Here is an 18,004-nt window from a genome sequence, read left to right as displayed (position 1 = left end):
GCCTCCATCGTGTCAGATCGCGGGCGCGTGCTTGACCAGACGCCCGCCGTCGCGTACAGCCGCGGCTGAGCGGCTAAATGCGCGGGCGCCTCCCGCCGTACACCTGCGAGAATCAAACCCATGACCACCACGCTCAAGTCGAAGCTGCAGGAAGACCTCAACGCCGCGATCAAGGAGCGCGACGAGCTCCGCTCCTCGACGCTCCGGCTGACGCTCACCGCGATCACCAAGGAAGAGGTCGCGGGTACGGAGAAGCGCGAGCTCTCCGACGACGACGTCCTCAAGGTGATCGCCAAGGAGGCGAAGAAGCGCCGCGAGGCCGCGGACGCCTTCGCGCAGGGTGGTCGCGCCGAGAGCGCTGAGCGGGAGAAGGCGGAGGGCGAGCTCCTCGCCACGTACCTGCCCAAGCAGCTGTCCGACGACGAGCTGAACGACATCGTCGCCCAGGCCGTCGCCGAGGCGAAGGCGGCGGGCGCCGAGGGGCCGCGGGCCATGGGCGCCGTCATGAAGATCGTGAACCCGAAGGTCGCGGGCCTCGCCGAGGGCGGCCGCGTCGCCGCGACCGTGAAGAAGCTGCTCGCCGGCTGACCGACGGCCACCTCGCAAAGCGTTCGGCCCCTTCACCGTCGTACAGAGAGATCTGTACGACGGTGAAGGGGCCGTTGCTGTCGAAGGACAGGTGCCTCAGCCGACCGCCGACCACTCAGCTGGCCGGCCCGACCGCTCAGCCGTTCCGCCCACCATTCCCGTTGTTCCCCTGGAACAGGTTCTCCGGGATCGAGATCGTCGGATCCGGGAACGTGGTGTCCCCGTCGCCCGTGCCCCCGTTGTCGTCGCCGTTGTCCCCGTCTCCGTTGCCGTTGCCGTTGCCGTTCCCATTGCCGTTCCCGTTCCCGTTGCCGTCGCCGCGGCTCGGGTTGTCCTCCGGGAGGGCGATGTAGTTGAAGTTCGGGGAGTCCTTGCCCTCCAGAGCGCCGGTCATGGCGTCCTTCCAGATCGGGCCCGGGACCTTGCCGCCGTAGACGAGGTCGTAGTACTCGCCGCCGATGTAGATCCGCTTCATCTCGACGTTCTGCTTGGCGCTGCCGACCCAGACCGCGCCGGAGAGGTTCGGGGTGTAGCCGACGAACCAGGCGTTCTTGCGGGAGTCGGTCGTACCCGTCTTACCGGCGTTCTCGCGGTCGGTGAGGCCCGCGGTCTGGCCGGTGCCGGAGTCGACCACGCCCTTGAGGAGCTGGTTGATGGTGTCCGCGGTGGTCTCGGACATGGCGCGCGAGCAGGTCGACTTGGGGACTTCGAGGGACTTCTGCTGCTGGCCGACCTTCTGGGAGATCGACTCGATGGCGATCGGCGTGCAGTACATGCCGCGGGCGGCGAAGGCGGCGTACGCGGTCGCCATCGTCAGCGGGGAGATGCCCTTGGAGCCCAGCGCGATGGCGGGGACCTCGGGGAGCTTGTCGCCGTTGCCCTGCACGACCTGGAGCTTGTTGGTCATGCTGACCACCGGGCACAGGCCGATGTCGGAGATCATCTGCACGAAGTAGGTGTTGACCGACAGCTCCATCGCCTTGCGCAGGCGGTAGGGGCCCTTCTCCGACTCCGACTCGTTCTCCAGCGACTCGCCGTTGAGGTTGACCCACGGCTTGCTGTCGCAGGTCTGCACCGGGCTCGGGTAGTCCATCTGGTACGGCGACGAGTACTCCTGGTTCGCCGGCCGGCCCTCCTCCAGCGCGGCCGCCGCGACGAACGGCTTGAACGTCGAACCGGTCGGGAAGCCGAAGTTGGAGCCGCCCATGCTGTAGCCGACCGAGTAGTTGATCTCGGTCTCGTTCTTGCCGTAGCCGTACGGCTTCGACTGGCCCATGCCGACGATCTTGCCGGTGCCGGGCTCGACGAGGGTGGCCGCGGCGGCGACCTTGTCCGACTTGTTGACGTGTTCCTTGAGCGAGGCCTGGACCGACTCCTGCGCCTGCGGGTCGAGGGTGGTCTTGATGGTCAGACCGCCCTGGTTCCAGAGCTTGGCGCGGTCCTCCTTGGTCTTGCCGAAGACCGGGTCGCTCTTGAAGACGTACTCGACGTACTTGCAGAAGAAGCTGGCGCCCTTCACGGCCGTGATGCAGCCGTTCTTGGGCTGGCTGACCTTCAGGCCGAGCGGTGCCTCCTGTGCCTTGGCGGCCTCCGCGCGGGAGATGTCACCGACCTCGGCCATGCGCTGGAGCACGGTGTTGCGCCGCTTGGTGGCCTCGGCCTCGTCGTTGACCGGGTCGTAGCGGCTCGGCGACTGGACGATGCCGGCGAGCAGCGCGGCCTGGGGGAGCGTGAGGTCCTTGGCGGACTTGGAGAAGTAGCGCTCGGCGGCGGCCTCGACGCCGTAGGCCTGCTGGCCGAAGAACGTGATGTTCAGGTAGTTCTCGAGGATCTTCTTCTTGCCGAGCTCCTCCTCGACCTGGATCGCGTACTTCAGTTCGCGGATCTTGCGGCCGAGGGTCTGCTGGGTGGCCTGGGCGACCTTCGTCGGGTCGTCGCCGGCCTCCTCCACGAAGACGTTCTTCACGTACTGCTGGGTGAGCGTGGAGGCGCCCTCGGCGACCCCGCTGCTCTGCACGTTCTTGTTGAGGGCGCGCAGCACGCCCTTCAGGTCCACCGCGCCGTGCTGGTAGAAGCGCGAGTCCTCGATCGCGACGATCGCCTTCTGCATGTAGGGCGAGACGTCCTTGAGCTCGACGACCGTGCGGTCGCGCGAGTACACGGTGGCGATCGTGCCGCCCTTGGCGTCCAGGATGGTGGTGCGCTGGCTCAGCGGCGGGGTCTTCAGATTGGCCGGGAGCTCGTCGAAGCTCTCCACCGATCCCTTGGCCGCGAGTCCGAGCGCGCCGAAGGCGGGCAGCGCGATGCCTGCCAGCACCGCACCCGCGAGCACGCTGACACCGAGGAACTTCGCGGCCTGCTGGGCGGGGGACAGACCACCACCGGAGCGCTTCTTCGACATAGGGGGCAGCCTAATCCGTACTCATGAGCGTTCGACGAAGTCCAAGGGCCGTTTCGGACGGCCCGTGGCCGTTTCGAGCGCACAGCAAGCCGTTTCGAGCGCACGGCAAAGAGAGCGCCTACCTTCTCGTTCGCCGGACACGCGCGCAGGCCTTGGCCTAAGCTGCTCTCAACTGTCACAGCAGTGCGGTCACGTATCAATACGTCCGGCGACCCCGAATCGTTCCGGAGGTTCCCGACTTTCTGGTGGGAGCGTGTCCGAATCCGCCTTGTGTGTCACCTGGTGCCCGTTGTGACTCAACTGAACTGTCCCGCTTTGCCGGGATGATCACGCATGTCGCAGCCTCACTCCCCCGGGTGATCTGCCGCTTACGCATAGTCCGTTCGGGCCATTCAAGATTGGGCCCGAAGGGGGTGTTGCGCTGTGCCCACCTTCCGTAACGTCCTCAACTGGCGGCGGTGAATATGCCGCTGCCGCCGTGGGGGAGCCTCGATTCGGGAGAGGACGGCGCCGGTATGGGCTGGGTAACCGACTGGAGTGCGCAGGCGGCCTGCCGCACTACCGATCCGGATGAACTGTTCGTTCAAGGAGCAGCGCAGAACAGGGCCAAGGCGGTGTGCACCGGATGCCCGGTGCGGACCGAGTGCCTGGCCGACGCGCTGGACAACCGCGTCGAGTTCGGCGTGTGGGGAGGCATGACGGAGCGGGAGCGCCGCGCACTGCTGCGCAGGCGGCCCACCGTGACTTCTTGGCGCCGGCTCCTGGAGACGGCGCGTATCGAGTACGAGCGAGGGGTCGGCATCCTGCCCCTCGACGACGACGAGGTGTACGAGAACTACGCGGCGGTGAGCTGAACCCCTGGGGTCATGGCCCTTCGGGGCCCCTCGGGGTCATTCCTCCGCCGTCTCGGGCGTCTCGGGCAACTCCGGCCTGCCGGCCGCGAGCCGGGTGCCGATGTCACGCAGCCCCGCGAGGTCATGGACGTCGCCGGGCAGCGCGGCCACCTCTGCCACCGCCACCTCGGGGTGGAGCGCGGTGAAGCGGTCACGCGTGCGCTGCTCGCGGGAGAGCAGCTGCATACGCTCGGCATGCAGCCTCAACAGGCCTGCGGTGAGTTGTCCGACGGCCTGGTCCGAGGTGGGGGAACCTGAACTGCCGTCTGTGTCGGGAGAGTTACGAACTCCAGCTTTCCCGCCCTCCTGATCGACAATGCGGGCTTCCTCAAGATTTTCCGCGGCGGCGAGTGCCCGCTCGGCCGACAGCCGGGCGGCGCCGCTGCCGTGGACCCGGTTGAGGACCAGCCCCGCGAGCGGCATCCGCTCCGCGGCGAGCCGCTCCACGAAGTACGCGGCCTCCCGCAGCGCGTCCCGCTCCGGCGCCGCCACCACCAGGAACGCCGTCCCCGGCGCCTGAAGCAGCTTGTACGTCGCGTCCGCGCGCGTGCGGAACCCGCCGAACATCGAGTCCATGGCGGCCACGAACGTCTGGACGTCCTTGAGGAGCTGGCCGCCGAGCAGCTTGCCCAGCGCGCCGGTCATCATCGACATCCCGACGTTCAGGAACTTCATCCCCGCCCGGCCGCCGACCTTCGCGGGCGCCAGCAGGACGCGGATCAGCTTGCCGTCGAGGAAGGACCCGAGCCGCTTGGGCGCGTCCAGGAAGTCCAGCGCGGACCGGGACGGCGGGGTGTCGACGACGATGAGGTCCCACTCGTCACGGGCCCGCAGCTGCCCCAGCTTCTCCATCGCCATGTACTCCTGCGTGCCCGCGAAGCCCGCCGAAAGCGACTGGTAGAAGGGGTTGCCCAGGATCGCGGAGGCCCGGCCGGGGTCCGCGTGCGCCTCGACGATCTCGTCGAAGGTGCGCTTCATGTCGAGCATCATCGCGTGCAGCTCGCCCTCGCCCTCGACGCCCTTCACGCGGCGTGGGGTGTTGTCGAGCGAGTCGATGCCCATGGACTGGGCGAGCCGGCGGGCCGGGTCGATGGTCAGCACGACCACCTTCCGGCCCCGCTCGGCGGCCCTCAGGCCCAGCGCCGCCGCCGTGGTGGTCTTGCCGACGCCGCCCGAGCCGCAGCACACCACGATCCGGGTGGCCGGGTCGTCGAGCAGCGGATCGAGGTCGAGCACGCGCGCGGGGGAGAGGCGGTGGTGCCGGTCCTGCTCCGGGCGGCTCATGACATCCCCTGCTTCCGCAGTTCCGTGGCCAGTTCGTACAGACCCGCCAGGTCCATGCCCTCGGCGAGCAGCGGCAGTTCATGCAGCGGCAGGCCCAGTTCGCCCAGCACCGCGCGCTGTTCGTGCTCCAGCGCGTACCGCTCGGCGTACTCCTCGGCCTGGGCGAGGAGCGGGTCCACCAGCCGCTCGGCATGCCCACCGCGCCGCGCCCCGCCGAGCCCGGCGGCCGACAGCGACTGCGCGAAGGAGGAACGAGCGGTCTCCCGTACGAGTTCCAGCTCGCCGGCGTCCAACACCTCCGGGCGGACCATGTTCACGATGATCCGGCCCACCGGCAGCTTTGCCGCCCGCAGCTCGGCGATGCCGTCCGCGGTCTCCTGGACCGGCATCTCCTCAAGGAGCGTCACCAGGTGCACGGCCGTCTCCGGCGACTTCAGCACCCGCATCACGGCCTGCGCCTGATTGTGTATCGGCCCTATCTTCGCGAGCCCGGCCACCTCGTCGTTGACGTTCAGGAAGCGGGTGATGCGCCCGGTCGGCGGCGCGTCCATGACGACGTAGTCGTAGGCGAACCGGCCGCTCTTCTCCTTGCGCCGCACCGCCTCGCACGCCTTGCCGGTCAGGAGCACGTCCCTGAGGCCTGGCGCGATGGTGGTCGCGAAGTCGATCGCGCCGAGCTTCTTCAGGGCGCGGCCGGCTCCACCGAGCTTGTAGAACATCTGGAGGTAGTCCAGAAGGGCCAGTTCGGGATCGATGGCGAGGGCGTACACCTCCCCGCCGCCGGGAGCTACCGCGATCTTCCGTTCCTCATAGGGCAATGCCTCCGTCTCGAAGAGCTGTGCGATGCCCTGGCGGCCCTCGACCTCGACGAGGAGCGTGCGCTTCCCCTCCGTGGCCAGGGCCAGCGCGAGGGCCGCGGCGACCGTCGTCTTACCGGTGCCGCCCTTGCCACTGACGACCTGGAGCCTGCTCACGTCTTCGAGCGTAACCATTCGGTCCGCCCATGAACCGGCAGGCTGTGGATAAGGCGGGCGGAGCCTGTGTGCGGCCAGCGGCTAAAGTCGGCCACATGACCAAGTGGGAATACGCAACCGTGCCGCTGCTCGTCCATGCCACGAAGCAGATTCTGGACACCTGGGGCGAGGACGGCTGGGAGCTCGTCCAGGTCGTGCCCGGGCCGAACAACCCCGAGCAGCTGGTGGCCTACCTGAAGCGGGAGAAGGCATGAGCGCGGTCGAGGCGAAGCTCGCCGAACTCGGTCTGACGCTGCCGGAGGTCGTCCCGCCGCTGGCCGCGTACCAGCCGGCCGTGCAGTCGGGCGTGTATGTGTACACCTCGGGCCAGCTGCCGATGGTCGAGGGCAAGCTCCCGGTCACCGGCAAGGTGGGCGCGGAGGTCACCGCGGAGGAGGCCAAGGACCTGGCCCGCACCTGCGCGCTGAACGCGCTGGCGGCCGTCAAGTCCGTCGCCGGTGACCTGGACCGCGTCAAGCGTGTCGTGAAGGTCGTCGGCTTCGTGGCGTCGGCCTCGGACTTCACCGGCCAGCCGGGTGTCATCAACGGCGCCAGCGAGCTGCTCGGCGCGGTTCTCGGCGACAAGGGCGTGCACGCGCGGAGCGCGGTCGGCGTGGCGGTGCTGCCGCTGGACGCGCCGGTGGAGGTCGAGGTCCAGGTGGAGCTGACCGGCGAGTAGCCGATGGGTGGTGGCACCACCGGTCACCTCTCGAACATTCGCGCACCACGGGATAGCCTCCGCCCATGGCGAATGGGCAGTGGTTTCCGCAGGACTGGCCGGAACGCATCCGTGCGCTCGCCGACGGCACGCTCACGCCGGTCGTCCCCAAGCGCGCGGCCACCGTCATGCTTCTCAAGGACACCGCCGCCGGTCCCGTGGTGCACATGCTGCGCAGACGCGCCTCCATGGCCTTCGCCGGAGGCGCGTACGCGTATCCGGGCGGCGGTGTCGACCCCCGCGACGACGACCATCAGATCCGCTGGGCGGGCCCCCCGCGCGCGTGGTGGGCGAAGCGGCTGGGCGTCGACGAGGCGGAGGCGCAGGCGATCGTCTGCGCGGCGGTCCGCGAGACGTACGAGGAGGCGGGCGTCCTGCTCGCGGGGCCGACCCCGGAGACGGTGGTCGGCGACACCACGGGCGCGGACTGGGAGGCGGACCGCGAGGCCCTGGTCGCCCGGGACCTGTCCTTCGCCGAGTTCCTGGAGCGCCGCGGCCTGGTGCTGCGCTCGGACCTGCTGGGCGCCTGGACCCGCTGGATCACCCCCGAGTTCGAGTCCCGCCGCTACGACACCTGGTTCTTCGTCGCCGCCCTCCCGGCCGGACAGCGCACCCGCAACGCCTCCACGGAGGCCGACCGCACGGTGTGGATCCGGCCGGCGGACGCGGCGTTGTCGTACGACAAGGGCGAGCTGCTGATGATGCCGCCCACGATCGCGACCCTGCGCCAGCTGACGGAGCACGACTCGGCCGCCGCCGCCCTCACCGCGGCCCCCGCCCGCGATCTGACCCCGGTCCTGGCCCGCGCCCGCCTGGACGCCGACGAGATCGTGCTGTCCTGGCCGGGGCACGACGAGTTCACCAAGCACATCCCGACCGGTGGAGCCACGGCGTGACGGCACGGTCGACGCCGCCAGAAGGAGCCCTCGCATGACCGACGCCGCAGCCCTTCCCGGCCAGCCACGGGGCGGGGTGCTCTCCGGCCCCGCCACCCCGCGCGCGGTCAACGTGCTCGCCCCCAACGCGTCCGCGATGACCCTGGACGGCACGAACACCTGGATCCTCGCCGAGCCCGACTCCGAACTGGCCGTCGTGGTCGACCCCGGCCCCCTGGACGACGGTCACCTCCGCAACGTCGTCGACACCGCCGAGAAGGCCGGCAAGCGCGTCGCCCTCACCCTGCTGACGCACGGTCACCCGGACCACGCCGAGGGCGCGGTGCGCTTCGCCGAGCTGACCGGCACGCGCGTGCGTGCCCTCGACCCGGCGCTGCGGCTGGGCGACGAGGGTCTGGGCGCCGGGGACGTGGTCAGGGTCGGCGGCCTGGAGCTGATCGTCGTACCGACGCCCGGGCACACCTCGGACTCCCTGTGCTTCCATCTCCCGGCCGACCGGGCGGTCCTGACGGGTGACACGATCCTCGGCCGCGGTACGACGGTCGTGGCGCACCCCGACGGCCGCCTGGGCGACTATCTGGACTCCCTGCGCCGCCTGAGGTCCCTCACGGTCGACGACGGCGTCCACACGGTCCTGCCGGGCCACGGACCCGTCCTGGAGGACGCCCAGGGGGCGGTGGAGTTCTATCTCGCCCACCGCGCCCATCGGCTCGCCCAGGTGGAGACGGCGGTCGAGGACGGCTACCGGTCGCCGGCCGACGTCGTCGCCCATGTGTACGCCGACGTGGACCGGTCGCTGTGGCCGGCGGCGGAGCTGTCGGTACGGGCGCAGCTGGACTACCTGGAGGAGCACGGGCTGATCTAGGGACCGTCCGGGCGCGGTGCCTTGATGCCGTGCACGCGTGCGTACTCCTCGGCCAGCCACGGCCCGAGATCGTCGACGTACGACACGAGCACCTCCCGGTCCCCGCGCGGCTCGTGTCCCCGTACCGCCGCCGTCCGCATCTGCCCGGCCCGTTCGGGGTAGTACGCGCCGAACGCCTCCGCCATCTCCGTCAGATCGCTCGTCCAGCCGTTCCAGCGGGGCATGACGAGGGTGAAGCCGGTGCGGACGAGGTGGCGGGACATGAAGCGCACGAGGGGCCGCAGGGACTCCTCGGAGCCGTCCGCGGAGGCGATCCGCTCACGCCAGCGCGGGAGCAGGAGGGCGAGGTCGCCGTTGGTCTCGCGGGCCAGCAGGGAGTCGGGGCGGTAGCGCGGCAGGTACTCGGCGAGGTCGTCGCCCAGCAGCGGGGTGCACAGACAGGCCACGAACCACCCGAGGTCGTACGTCTCCGGCTCGCTCAGCAGCCGTGCCCGGCCGTACAGCAGCGTTCCGACGCCGTCGATCTCCGCGAACTCCTTGTCCAGCGCGTCCCCGAGCGCCCGGGCCGCCTCCCGGTCCGCCTCCGTGGGCTCCTCGCGCAGGGCGACCAGCAGATCGAGGTCGCTGCGCCCCACGCGCGCGGTGCCGCGCGGGATCGACCCGTAGAGGTACGCGCTGTGCAGCCGCGCCCCGAACACGTCGAGGAGCCGGTCCCGCGCCACGGCGACGACGGGACGGAAGGCGTGCGGCACGCGCGCGAGGGAGCCTTCGCGCGCGATGTAGCCCTGGGGGTCGAGCCCTTTGCGCGGAACGGTTTCGGCCATGGGTTCACTGTGCCCCGAGGGGACTGCCGCGGCAGCGGATTTACGGCACCGCCGAACGGGGTCAACTCCAGCGGAACACCCGTGTCCGGCCGCCGTCCTCGACGGTCTCGCAGCTCAGCGCGATCACGTCGCCGTAGGCGGAACCCCGTGAGTGGAATCCGTAGCCGCGCAGCCGCCGCCGGGCCACGACCCGGCCGTCGGCGGGGTCGAGCACGCTGAGCCGGTCGCCGTAGCGGTGCACGACCAGCAGCCAGCCGCGCAGGGCCAGGACGGTGGCGTACGAGGATCCCTTGCCCCGCCACTCCCACAGCGGCCGGCCGGAGGACAGGTCGAACGCTCCGATTGTGGTGCCCTTGTCCCGCTCGTCCGTGTCGGCGGGCACCAGCCCCACCGCGAGGACGCCCCCGGCCACCGCGAGCCGCTCCCCGAACCGCTCGTACCCCTGGGGCAGCGTGATGGTCGCGGCCTCGGCCCCGTCCTCGCCCACCACGAGCAGCCGGGGCCTGCCGCGCGCACCGCGTCCCTCCAGCAGCGCGACGAAGGGCTCCGCCAGCAGGACGGCCACCCTCCCGACCCGCGGGTCCGCGAGGGGGTGCTCCCACTCGGTCGCGCCGGTGCGGGGATCGAGGGCGCGCAGGGTCGTGCCGTGCTCCCAGTGGTGGTCCGCGGTGGCGACACGGCCGCCGCCGAGCGCGCTGCCGCCCGAGCGCGCGCCGATCGGCCCGAGCCGTTCCCTGTCCTGTTTCCGGCTCCAGGTGACCTTGCCGGAACCGAGGTCCAGCGCGGTGAGACGGACCCGCGCGGGGCTGCGTTCGCCGTCGTCGTAGTGGAGCACCACGCCCACGCCGTCCCGCGCGTCGGCCGACACCAGCACGACCACCTCCTCGCCGGGCGGCCGCCAGGTCCACAGCGGTACGCCCGTGGTGACCCGGAACGCCTGCACCCGGTCGAGGCGGACGACCACGACGGCGTCGTCCGTCACCCACAGCCCCAGCGGCCGGTCGGTCCGGTCGCCCTTCACCGGCTGCGATCTCCACAGCCGTCGCGGCGAGCGCAGCCGCCACCACGAGCGCCGCCAGTACGACTCCGGCGCCTTGTCCTCGTACATCCCCACCCCTGGACACGAAATGAGCGGCCTTGCCGGTGATACGCGAAGAGCCCCGCCGCGCGGCAGGGCCCTTCGTACGACGTGACGTACGGGTGTACGTGTCCGACGTACGCGTGTGTGGCTAGCGGGAGCGCTTCGCGAGGCGCTCCACGTCCAGCAGGATCACCGCGCGCGCCTCAAGGCGGAGCCAGCCGCGCTGGGCGAAGTCGGCGAGGGCCTTGTTGACCGTCTCGCGGGACGCGCCGACCAGCTGGGCCAGCTCTTCCTGCGTGAGGTCGTGGACGACGTGGATGCCCTCCTCGGACTGCACACCGAAGCGGCGGGAGAGGTCGAGGAGCGCGCGGGCGACACGGCCGGGGACGTCCGAGAAGACGAGGTCGGACATCTGGTCGTTGGTCTTGCGCAGGCGCCGGGCGACGGCGCGCAGCAGCGCGGTGGCGACCTCGGGGCGGACGTTCAGCCAGGGCTGGAGGTCGCCGTGGCCGAGGCCGAGCAGCTTGACCTCGGTCAGCGCGGTGGCGGTCGCCGTGCGCGGGCCCGGGTCGAAGAGGGACAGCTCGCCGATCAGCTCGCCGGGGCCGACGACGGCGAGCATGTTCTCGCGGCCGTCGGGGGAGGTGCGGTGGAGCTTGACCTTGCCCTCGGTGACGACGTAGAGCCGGTCGCCGGGGTCGCCCTCGTGGAAGAGGGAGTCGCCGCGGGCGAGGGTCACCTCACTCATGGAGGCGCGCAGTTCCGCGGACTGCTCGTCGTCGAGTGCCGCGAAGAGCGGGTTGCGCCGCAGAACGTCGTCCACGAGTTCTCTCCTTGTCGACCTGCTCAGGGGATCTTTCTCCCCCTTGGTACCAGGGGACCGTGCTCCCCATTTTGCCGGACGGTCCAAACAGTGTGATCTGTCACAAGGATGCCGCACAGGTGTCCCCAGGTAAGCGGCAGGGGTCCAATCGGGGGCCGATCTCCCGGGTCCGGGGCGATTGTCAGTGTCGGGCTTTAGGCTGGCCGGGTGTCCAAATCGCCGGTGAGAGCACAGGCCAAGGGGGCTGGGCGGGTGGTTGTACGTCGTGATTCCGCTGTGGGCGAACAGGCCCCCAGTGGCGGAAAGAAAACGGCAAAAGCGACAAAGAAGGCGCCGGTGAAGAAGACCCCGGAGGTCGTGAAGACGGCTGCGGCCAAGAAGGACGCGGTGAAGAAGGCCGCCGCGAAGAAGACGGCCGCTCCCGCGAAGAAAACCGCCGTGAAGAAGGCCGCCGCCCCGGCGAAGAAGGTAGCCGTCAAGCCCGTCAAGGCCGAATCCCCCGCCGCCCTGGTCCGCCGTGCCCGCCGGATCAACCGCGAGCTCGCGGAGGTGTATCCGTACGCCCACCCGGAGCTGGACTTCGAGAACCCCTTCCAGCTCGTGGTCGCCACGGTCCTGTCCGCCCAGACCACCGACCTGAGGGTCAATCAGACGACCCCCGCGCTCTTCGCGAAGTACCCGACCCCCGAGGACCTGGCCGCCGCCAACCCCGAGGAGGTCGAGGAGATCCTCCGCCCGACCGGCTTCTTCCGGGCCAAGACCAAGTCGGTCATAGGGCTGTCGAAGGCGCTGGTGGAGCAGTTCGGCGGCGAGGTCCCCGGCAGGCTGGAGGACCTGGTCAAGCTGCCCGGCGTGGGCCGCAAGACCGCGTTCGTCGTGCTCGGCAACGCCTTCGGACGGCCCGGCATCACCGTGGACACCCACTTCCAGCGCCTCGTGCGCCGCTGGCAGTGGACCGCCGAGACCGACCCCGACAAGATCGAGGCCGCCATCGGCGCGCTCTTCCCGAAGAGCGACTGGACCGACCTCTCCCACCACGTCATCTGGCACGGCCGCCGTATCTGCCACGCCCGCAAGCCCGCCTGCGGCGCCTGCCCCATCACCCCGCTCTGCCCGGCGTACGGCGAGGGCGAGACCGACCCCGAGAAGGCGAAGAAGCTTCTCAAGTACGAGAAGGGCGGCTTCCCGGGGCAGCGGCTGAACCCACCGCAGGCGTATCTGGACGCGGGCGGGAAACCCGCGCCCCCGTTGGGGGCCGGATGACGGGCGCCAGGGGCACGGGCCGGTCGACGGCGCCCGGCTGTCCGCCGCCGTCGGCCGGAGCCCGGTCGTCGACGCGCGCGTGTCCGTCGAGCCGGCCGCCGCGGCCCCAGGAACGATCTCGGACCGCCCGGGCGTTGGACTCGGCAGAACGGGGGTGGCGATGACGCGCGCGAGCAACGCACAGGGCGTGACGCTGAGCAAGGAGGGTCTGCCGGACTGGCTGGACCCGGTGGTGCACGCCGTGGAGACGGTCGAGCCGCTCCAGCTGAGCCGGTTCCTGCCGCCGGCGAACGGCACGGGACGGCAGTCCGCCGTGCTGATCCTCTTCGGGGAGGGCGAGCGCGGGCCCGAACTGCTGCTCATGGAGCGGGCCAGTTCGCTCCGCTCGCACGCCGGGCAGCCCTCCTTCCCCGGCGGTGCCCTCGACCCCGAGGACGGCGACCCGAAGGCCGACGGGCCGCTGCGGGCCGCTCTGCGCGAGGCCGAGGAGGAGACCGGCCTTGACCCGGCCGGCGTCCAGCTCTTCGGCGTGCTGCCCAAGCTGTACATCCCGGTCAGCGGCTTCGTGGTGACCCCGGTGCTGGGCTGGTGGCGCGAGCCGACCCCGGTCGGCGTCGTCGATCCCAACGAGACCGCCCGCGTCTTCACCGTCCCCGTGGCGGATCTCACGAACCCCGACAACCGGGCCACGACCGTCCACCCCAGCGGCCACCGAGGCCCGGCATTCCTGGTCGAATCGGCCCTGGTCTGGGGCTTCACGGCCGGAATCATCGACCGCCTGCTGCATTACGCGGGCTGGGAGCACCCCTGGGACCGGGACAAGCAGGTCCCGCTCGACTGGCGGTCGTGACAGGGTGTCGGACGTGTTGTGTCGTGTGATGAGGCGAGGCCTGAACCGGTGAACGTGCTGGACATCCTGTTGCTGGTCGCCGCCGTGTGGTTCGCGATCGTCGGCTACCGCCAGGGCTTCGTCGTCGGCATCCTGTCGGTGATCGGCTTCATGGGCGGCGGCCTGGTCGCCGTATATCTGCTGCCCGTCATCTGGGACGCCCTGACGGACAACGCGGAGGTCAGCACGACCGCCGCCGTCGTCGCGGTCGTCGTCGTCATCGTCTGCGCCTCCGTCGGCCAGGCCCTGACCACCCACCTCGGCAACAAACTGCGCCGCTACATCACCTGGTCCCCGGCCCGCGCCCTGGACGCCACCGGCGGCGCCCTCGTCAACGTCGTCGCGATGCTCCTCGTGGCGTGGCTGATCGGCTCCGCCCTCGCCGGCACCACCCTGCCCACGCTGGGCAAGGAGGTCCGTAACTCCAAGGTCCTGCTCGGGGTCGCACGGGCCCTGCCCGACCAGGCCAACACCTGGTTCGCGGACTTCTCCTCGGTCCTCGCGCAGAACGGCTTCCCGCAGGTCTTCAGCCCGTTCTCCAACGAGCCGATCCACGAGGTCCAGCCGCCCGACCCGGCCCTCGTCAACAGCCCCGTCGCCACCAGCGCCAAGCAGTCCATCGTCAAGGTCATGGGCACCGCGCAGAGTTGCGGCAAGGTCCTCGAAGGCACCGGCTTCGTCTTCGGAGAGCGCCGCGTCATGACCAACGCGCATGTCGTCGGCGGCGTCGACGAACCCACCGTCCAGATAGGCGGCGAGGGCAGGAAGTACGACGCGACGGTCGTCCTCTACGACTGGGAGCGCGACATCGCCGTACTGGACGTCCCCGACCTGAAGGCGCCCGCCCTCGAGTTCACGTCCACGGACGCCAAGAGCGGCGACGACGCGATCATCGCGGGGTTCCCGGAGAACGGGGCGTACGACGTCCGGGCCGCGCGCGTGCGCAGCCGGATCCCGGCCAACGGACCGGACATCTACCACCGCGGCACCGTGCACCGCGATGTGTACTCCCTCTACACGATCGTCCGCCAGGGCAACTCCGGCGGCCCGCTGCTCACCCCTGAGGGCGAGGTCTACGGCGTCGTGTTCGCGAAGTCCCTCGACGACGCGGACACCGGGTACGCGCTGACCGCGGACGAGATCCAGGAGGACATCGTCAAGGGGCGCACCGCGAACCAGCAGGTGGACAGCGACAGCTGCGCGCTGTGAGGTCCGCTCGCGAAAAGAGGGCTCTCGAAAAGAACGAGAGCTTTTGAGAGGGCGGTGCGTCAGCCTCGGGGATGACGCAGCCGTACCGAGACCCAGCGGGCCCGGCGGCGCAGGATGCGCGGAATGCCCACCCGGAGGTCGGTGCCCTGCTCCTGCGGGGCCCCTCCCTGGTGGGGGCTCAGACCGTGGCCCGAGCGGCGATTGCGTGCTGCGTCACTGTAGTCGTGCGTCCAGCCCATACCCCGACGTGTGCCCCTGCCCCAAGGTCGATAACCGCCCCCAGGGCCCCCAATTGGCCTATGCGCCGGGCATTTGGCTGTTCGTAGGACAGGTGTTCAGGTCCGGATACCGGGCGCGTTCGCACGGTCACCGATCGGGCTCGGGGTCTTTCAGCCAATTGACCAGTTCTGTCGTGAAAGCGACCGGATCCTCCTCATGGGGGAAGTGGCCCAGTCCGTCGAACAGCCGCCAGCGGTACGGCGCTTCGACGTACTCGCCGGATCCGGCCGCGCTCCGCGTCCGCAGCACCGGGTCGAGCGAGCCGTGCAGATGCAGCGTCGGCACCCGGACCGGCCGCTTCATGCGCCGGTTGAACTGGATGCCGTCGGGGCGGGCCAGCGAGCGCACCATCCAGCGGTACGGCTCGATCGAGCAGTGCGCGGTGGAGGGGATGCACATTGCGCGACGGTACGTCTCCACCGCGTCGTCGTCCGGCAGCACCGGGCCCGACCAGTCCCGCATCAGACGGGCCACCAGCGCCCCGTCGTCCGCGGTCAGCTGACGCTCCGGGATCCAGGGGCGCTGAAACCCCCAGATGTAGGAACCGGCGCGCGTCTGCTTGACGTCCGAGAGCATCGCCGAGCGCCAGCGCCGCGGATGCGGCATCGAGGCCACCGCGAGCCGCCGTACCAGCTTCGGGCGCATCGCGGCCGCCGTCCACGCCAGGTATCCGCCCAGGTCATGGCCGACCAGCGCGGCGTCCGGCTCACCGAGGGAGCGGATCACGCCGGTGATGTCGAGGGCGAGGTTGGCGGGGTCGTAGCCGCGCGGGGTGCGGTCGCTGCCGCCGACGCCGCGCAGGTCCATGGCGACGGCCCGGAACCCGGCGTCGGCGAGCGCCGGCAGCTGGTGCCGCCACGTCCACCAGAACTGCGGGAAGCCGTGCAGCAGCAGGACCAGCGGCCCGTCGCCCATCTCGGCGATGTGGAAACGCGCACCGTTGGCGGCCACGTCGCGGTGGGTCCAGGGACCGTCCGGTCGTACTACTGAGGCGGGTGTGGCGGGGTCCGTCATGACGACGAGCGTGTCACAGCTTCGATGGCCTCCGGGACCCGGTCCTGCGGCAGTTCGGGCCGCGGGTGCGGCTTGGCGTTCTGCAGGACGCTCGCCGTCTCCTTCATCGACGCGGCGGTCTTCTGTGCGCCGCCGCTCTGCTTCGCCTTCTTCATGAAGACCACGCCGATCAGCCCGAGGCCGATCGCGATCAGGACGTTCGCCAGGAAGGACAGCAGGAAGCAGAGCGCCATGTTCAAGTCGCTCCAGGTCCGGATGCCGTACGCCAGGGCGAAGTTCAGCATCGGCAGGGAGAACACCAGCACCGCGCCGGCGGCCGTGAACGCGCCGCCGCTCGTCGCGCCGCGCTTCACGTCCCGCTTGAGCTGCGCCTTGGCCAGCGCGATCTCGTCGTGCACCAGCGCGGACATCTCGGTCGTCGCCGAGGCGAACAACTGGCCGATACTGCGTTCGGCGCCGACCGGGCTGCCGTCGGGTGCGCTCATCGCGTTCTCCCTGAATCTGCCGAGTGCGTGACTGGAAAGTCTTTTGTACCGTCCCGTCAGATCATGCCCGACGGTCGCCCTCCTCGCCTGCCCCGCCCGCCACTTCGGCAAGCCCCTGTCGCTCGGCCGCCTTGAGTTCGGCGATCCGGCGGTGCTCGGCGGCCTTGTTCTCGTAGATCGCGGCCATCCGCAGGTGGTACGCCGGGTCGTCCTGCTCGTAGATGTCCGGGATGCCGTCGAGGTCGTCGTCCCGCTCCTCGGCCTCGACCATCCGCCGGTACTTGGCGTTGCGGACCTTCAGCAGCACGGTCGCGAGGGTCGCCGCGATGAGCGAGCCGATCAGGACGGCCGCCTTGACCTCGTCGGTGAGCGCCGCGTCCCCGTCGAAGGCCAGCTCCCCGATGAGCAGCGACACCGTGAACCCGATGCCGGCCAGGGTCGCCACCGCGAAGACGTCCGCCCACTCCAGGTCGTCGCTGAGCGAGGCCCGGGTGAAACGTGCCGTCAGCCAGGTCCCGCCGAAGATGCCGAGCGCCTTGCCGACGACCAGACCGAGGACGACGCCGAGCGTCTCCGGCTTGGTGAACACGTCGCCCAGGGCACCCCCGGAGACGGCGACACCGGCGCTGAACAGCGCGAACAGCGGAACGGCCAGCCCCGCCGAGAGCGGCCGTACGAGATGCTCGATGTGCTCGCCGGGCGAGTGCTCCTCGCCCTCGCGCGGGGTGCAGCGCAGCATCAGGCCCATCGCCACGCCCGCGATGGTGGCGTGGACGCCGCTGTTGTACATCAGGCCCCAGATGACGAGCGCCAGCGGCACGTACACGTACCAGCCGCGTACGCCCTTCCGCAGCAGCAGCCAGAAGACGACCAGGCCGGCCGCCGCGCCGCCGAGGGCCGCGAAGTCGATGTCCGCGGTGAAGAACACGGCGATGATCAGGATCGCGAAGAGGTCGTCGACGACCGCGAGGGTGAGCAGGAAGGCACGCAGGGCGCTGGGGAGTGACGTACCGATGACCGCGAGGACGGCGAGCGCGAAGGCGATGTCGGTGGCGGTCGGGACCGCCCAGCCGTCGGGCGATCCGCCGCCGGTGAGGTTGGTCAGGGTGTAGACGAGGGCCGGTACGGCCATGCCGCACAGGGCCGCGACGACCGGGAGGGCGGCGGCCTTGGGGTCTTTCAGGTCACCGGCGACTAGTTCGCGCTTGAGCTCGATGCCGGCGACGAAGAAGAAGACCGCGAGGAGCCCGTCGGCCGCCCAGTGCGCGACGGAGAGGTTGAGGCCGAGGGCCTCGGGGCCGAGGTGGAAGTGGCTGACGCTGTCGTAGCTGTCGCGCAGTGCCGGGATGTTCGCCCAGATCAGCGCGGCGACGGCGGCGACGAGGAGCAGGACACCGCCGACGGTCTCGGTGCGCAGCGCGTCCGCCACGAAGGTGCGTTCGGGCAGCGAGAGCCGTCCGAAGACCTTGCGGGGGGGTG

The 18,004-nt window shown here is 70.5% G+C and carries 19 protein-coding genes; 9 read left to right on the top strand and 10 right to left on the bottom strand.

Annotated elements, in window-relative coordinates:
• Positions 1 to 120: 120 nt before the first annotated feature.
• The gene (locus tag ABZ928_RS09430; RefSeq protein ID WP_361516438.1) at positions 121 to 588 is read left to right on the top strand and encodes a GatB/YqeY domain-containing protein; all 468 of its coding nucleotides are present in this window, start codon (positions 121 to 123) and stop codon (positions 586 to 588) included.
• Positions 589 to 724: 136 nt separating this feature from the next.
• Here the strand turns inward: ABZ928_RS09430 and ABZ928_RS09425 are convergent, their stop codons facing one another.
• A complete protein-coding gene (locus ABZ928_RS09425) occupies positions 725 to 2,989 on the bottom strand; it encodes a transglycosylase domain-containing protein (protein ID WP_361516436.1) in 2,265 nt (754 codons plus the stop codon).
• Positions 2,990 to 3,504: 515 nt separating this feature from the next.
• On the opposite strand from ABZ928_RS09425, the gene wblA reads away from it, so the two are divergent.
• The gene (gene wblA, locus ABZ928_RS09420) at positions 3,505 to 3,843 is read left to right on the top strand and encodes a transcriptional regulator WblA (protein ID WP_361516434.1); all 339 of its coding nucleotides are present in this window, start codon (positions 3,505 to 3,507) and stop codon (positions 3,841 to 3,843) included.
• A gap of 36 nt (positions 3,844 to 3,879) precedes the next feature.
• On the opposite strand, the gene ABZ928_RS09415 is transcribed toward wblA, so the two are convergent.
• Complete coding sequence (locus ABZ928_RS09415) at positions 3,880 to 5,166, bottom strand: ArsA family ATPase (RefSeq protein WP_361516432.1); 1,287 nt, start codon at positions 5,164 to 5,166, stop codon at positions 3,880 to 3,882.
• Positions 5,163 to 6,140, bottom strand: coding sequence for an ArsA-related P-loop ATPase (locus ABZ928_RS09410; RefSeq protein WP_361516430.1), 978 nt, complete (start codon positions 6,138 to 6,140; stop codon positions 5,163 to 5,165). The genes ABZ928_RS09415 and ABZ928_RS09410 overlap by 4 nt, the downstream gene beginning before the upstream one ends.
• A 95-nt stretch (positions 6,141 to 6,235) precedes the next feature.
• Here ABZ928_RS09410 and ABZ928_RS09405 point away from each other — a divergent pair, with 95 nt between their 5' ends.
• From ABZ928_RS09405 to ABZ928_RS09390, 4 genes are all read left to right on the top strand, one after another.
• Positions 6,236 to 6,394, top strand: coding sequence for a DUF4177 domain-containing protein (locus ABZ928_RS09405; protein WP_003967454.1), 159 nt, complete (start codon positions 6,236 to 6,238; stop codon positions 6,392 to 6,394).
• Positions 6,391 to 6,858, top strand: a complete 468-nt coding sequence (locus ABZ928_RS09400; protein WP_361516428.1) for a RidA family protein — start codon at positions 6,391 to 6,393, stop codon at positions 6,856 to 6,858. Before ABZ928_RS09405 ends, ABZ928_RS09400 begins: the two co-directional genes overlap by 4 nt.
• Before the next feature lie 65 nt (positions 6,859 to 6,923).
• Complete coding sequence (locus ABZ928_RS09395) at positions 6,924 to 7,793, top strand: NUDIX hydrolase (RefSeq protein ID WP_361516426.1); 870 nt, start codon at positions 6,924 to 6,926, stop codon at positions 7,791 to 7,793.
• A gap of 34 nt (positions 7,794 to 7,827) precedes the next feature.
• Entirely contained in the window at positions 7,828 to 8,658 is an 831-nt protein-coding gene (locus ABZ928_RS09390) for an MBL fold metallo-hydrolase (RefSeq protein WP_361516424.1), read from the top strand.
• Here ABZ928_RS09390 and ABZ928_RS09385 read toward each other — a convergent pair.
• The 3 genes from ABZ928_RS09385 to ABZ928_RS09375 all read right to left on the bottom strand — a co-directional run bounded on the left by ABZ928_RS09385 (position 8,655) and on the right by ABZ928_RS09375 (position 11,386).
• Positions 8,655 to 9,482 (bottom strand): nucleotidyltransferase domain-containing protein, encoded by an 828-nt coding sequence (locus ABZ928_RS09385; protein WP_361516423.1) that lies wholly within the window; start codon positions 9,480 to 9,482, stop codon positions 8,655 to 8,657. The genes ABZ928_RS09390 and ABZ928_RS09385 overlap by 4 nt on opposite strands.
• Positions 9,483 to 9,543: 61 nt before the next feature.
• Positions 9,544 to 10,590, bottom strand: a complete 1,047-nt coding sequence (locus ABZ928_RS09380; RefSeq protein WP_361516421.1) for a PQQ-binding-like beta-propeller repeat protein — start codon at positions 10,588 to 10,590, stop codon at positions 9,544 to 9,546.
• A gap of 121 nt (positions 10,591 to 10,711) precedes the next feature.
• On the bottom strand, positions 10,712 to 11,386 hold the full coding sequence (locus ABZ928_RS09375) for a Crp/Fnr family transcriptional regulator (RefSeq protein ID WP_266824125.1): 675 nt from the start codon (positions 11,384 to 11,386) through the stop codon (positions 10,712 to 10,714).
• 336 nt (positions 11,387 to 11,722) lie between these two features.
• Between ABZ928_RS09375 and nth the strand changes: the two genes are divergently transcribed.
• The 3 genes from nth to ABZ928_RS09360 all read left to right on the top strand — a co-directional run bounded on the left by nth (position 11,723) and on the right by ABZ928_RS09360 (position 14,747).
• Positions 11,723 to 12,649 (top strand): endonuclease III, encoded by a 927-nt coding sequence (nth, locus tag ABZ928_RS09370; protein ID WP_361516419.1) that lies wholly within the window; start codon positions 11,723 to 11,725, stop codon positions 12,647 to 12,649.
• 160 nt (positions 12,650 to 12,809) lie between these two features.
• Complete coding sequence (locus ABZ928_RS09365) at positions 12,810 to 13,499, top strand: CoA pyrophosphatase (protein WP_361516418.1); 690 nt, start codon at positions 12,810 to 12,812, stop codon at positions 13,497 to 13,499.
• A 48-nt stretch (positions 13,500 to 13,547) separates the two neighbouring features.
• A complete protein-coding gene (locus tag ABZ928_RS09360) occupies positions 13,548 to 14,747 on the top strand; it encodes a MarP family serine protease (RefSeq protein ID WP_361516416.1) in 1,200 nt (399 codons plus the stop codon).
• A gap of 59 nt (positions 14,748 to 14,806) precedes the next feature.
• Here ABZ928_RS09360 and ABZ928_RS09355 read toward each other — a convergent pair whose 3' ends face one another.
• The 4 genes from ABZ928_RS09355 to nhaA form a co-directional block, all read right to left on the bottom strand.
• Complete coding sequence (locus ABZ928_RS09355) at positions 14,807 to 14,986, bottom strand: hypothetical protein (protein ID WP_361516415.1); 180 nt, start codon at positions 14,984 to 14,986, stop codon at positions 14,807 to 14,809.
• Positions 14,987 to 15,113: 127 nt separating this feature from the next.
• Positions 15,114 to 16,040, bottom strand: a complete 927-nt coding sequence (locus ABZ928_RS09350; protein WP_361516413.1) for an alpha/beta hydrolase — start codon at positions 16,038 to 16,040, stop codon at positions 15,114 to 15,116.
• Entirely contained in the window at positions 16,037 to 16,525 is a 489-nt protein-coding gene (locus tag ABZ928_RS09345) for a phage holin family protein (protein WP_361516411.1), read from the bottom strand. The genes ABZ928_RS09350 and ABZ928_RS09345 overlap by 4 nt, the downstream gene beginning before the upstream one ends.
• 61 nt (positions 16,526 to 16,586) lie before the next feature.
• Complete coding sequence (gene nhaA / locus ABZ928_RS09340; RefSeq protein ID WP_361516409.1) at positions 16,587 to 17,954, bottom strand: Na+/H+ antiporter NhaA; 1,368 nt, start codon at positions 17,952 to 17,954, stop codon at positions 16,587 to 16,589.
• Between the last annotated feature and the right edge of the window lie 50 nt (positions 17,955 to 18,004).

This window comes from Streptomyces sp. NPDC046909, from assembly GCF_040644695.1.
Classification (GTDB): domain Bacteria; phylum Actinomycetota; class Actinomycetes; order Streptomycetales; family Streptomycetaceae; genus Streptomyces.
The sequence above is the reverse complement of the archived record's forward strand: the minus strand, read 5'-3'. Positions and strand labels throughout refer to the sequence as shown.

What these genes read in the sequence shown, in the direction of transcription:
- ABZ928_RS09405 (WP_003967454.1), top strand. Translation starts at nt 6,236, where the DNA reads ATGACCAAGTGGGAATACGCAACCGTGCCGCTGCTCGTCCATGCCACG.
- ABZ928_RS09355 (WP_361516415.1), bottom strand. Translation starts at nt 14,986, where the DNA reads ATGGGCTGGACGCACGACTACAGTGACGCAGCACGCAATCGCCGCTCG.
- ABZ928_RS09385 (WP_361516423.1), bottom strand. Translation starts at nt 9,482, where the DNA reads ATGGCCGAAACCGTTCCGCGCAAAGGGCTCGACCCCCAGGGCTACATC.
- ABZ928_RS09425 (WP_361516436.1), bottom strand. Translation starts at nt 2,989, where the DNA reads ATGTCGAAGAAGCGCTCCGGTGGTGGTCTGTCCCCCGCCCAGCAGGCC.
- ABZ928_RS09400 (WP_361516428.1), top strand. Translation starts at nt 6,391, where the DNA reads ATGAGCGCGGTCGAGGCGAAGCTCGCCGAACTCGGTCTGACGCTGCCG.
- ABZ928_RS09365 (WP_361516418.1), top strand. Translation starts at nt 12,810, where the DNA reads ATGACGCGCGCGAGCAACGCACAGGGCGTGACGCTGAGCAAGGAGGGT.
- ABZ928_RS09350 (WP_361516413.1), bottom strand. Translation starts at nt 16,040, where the DNA reads ATGACGGACCCCGCCACACCCGCCTCAGTAGTACGACCGGACGGTCCC.
- ABZ928_RS09390 (WP_361516424.1), top strand. Translation starts at nt 7,828, where the DNA reads ATGACCGACGCCGCAGCCCTTCCCGGCCAGCCACGGGGCGGGGTGCTC.
- wblA (WP_361516434.1), top strand. Translation starts at nt 3,505, where the DNA reads ATGGGCTGGGTAACCGACTGGAGTGCGCAGGCGGCCTGCCGCACTACC.
- ABZ928_RS09345 (WP_361516411.1), bottom strand. Translation starts at nt 16,525, where the DNA reads ATGAGCGCACCCGACGGCAGCCCGGTCGGCGCCGAACGCAGTATCGGC.
- ABZ928_RS09395 (WP_361516426.1), top strand. Translation starts at nt 6,924, where the DNA reads ATGGCGAATGGGCAGTGGTTTCCGCAGGACTGGCCGGAACGCATCCGT.
- ABZ928_RS09430 (WP_361516438.1), top strand. Translation starts at nt 121, where the DNA reads ATGACCACCACGCTCAAGTCGAAGCTGCAGGAAGACCTCAACGCCGCG.
- ABZ928_RS09380 (WP_361516421.1), bottom strand. Translation starts at nt 10,590, where the DNA reads ATGTACGAGGACAAGGCGCCGGAGTCGTACTGGCGGCGCTCGTGGTGG.
- ABZ928_RS09415 (WP_361516432.1), bottom strand. Translation starts at nt 5,166, where the DNA reads ATGAGCCGCCCGGAGCAGGACCGGCACCACCGCCTCTCCCCCGCGCGC.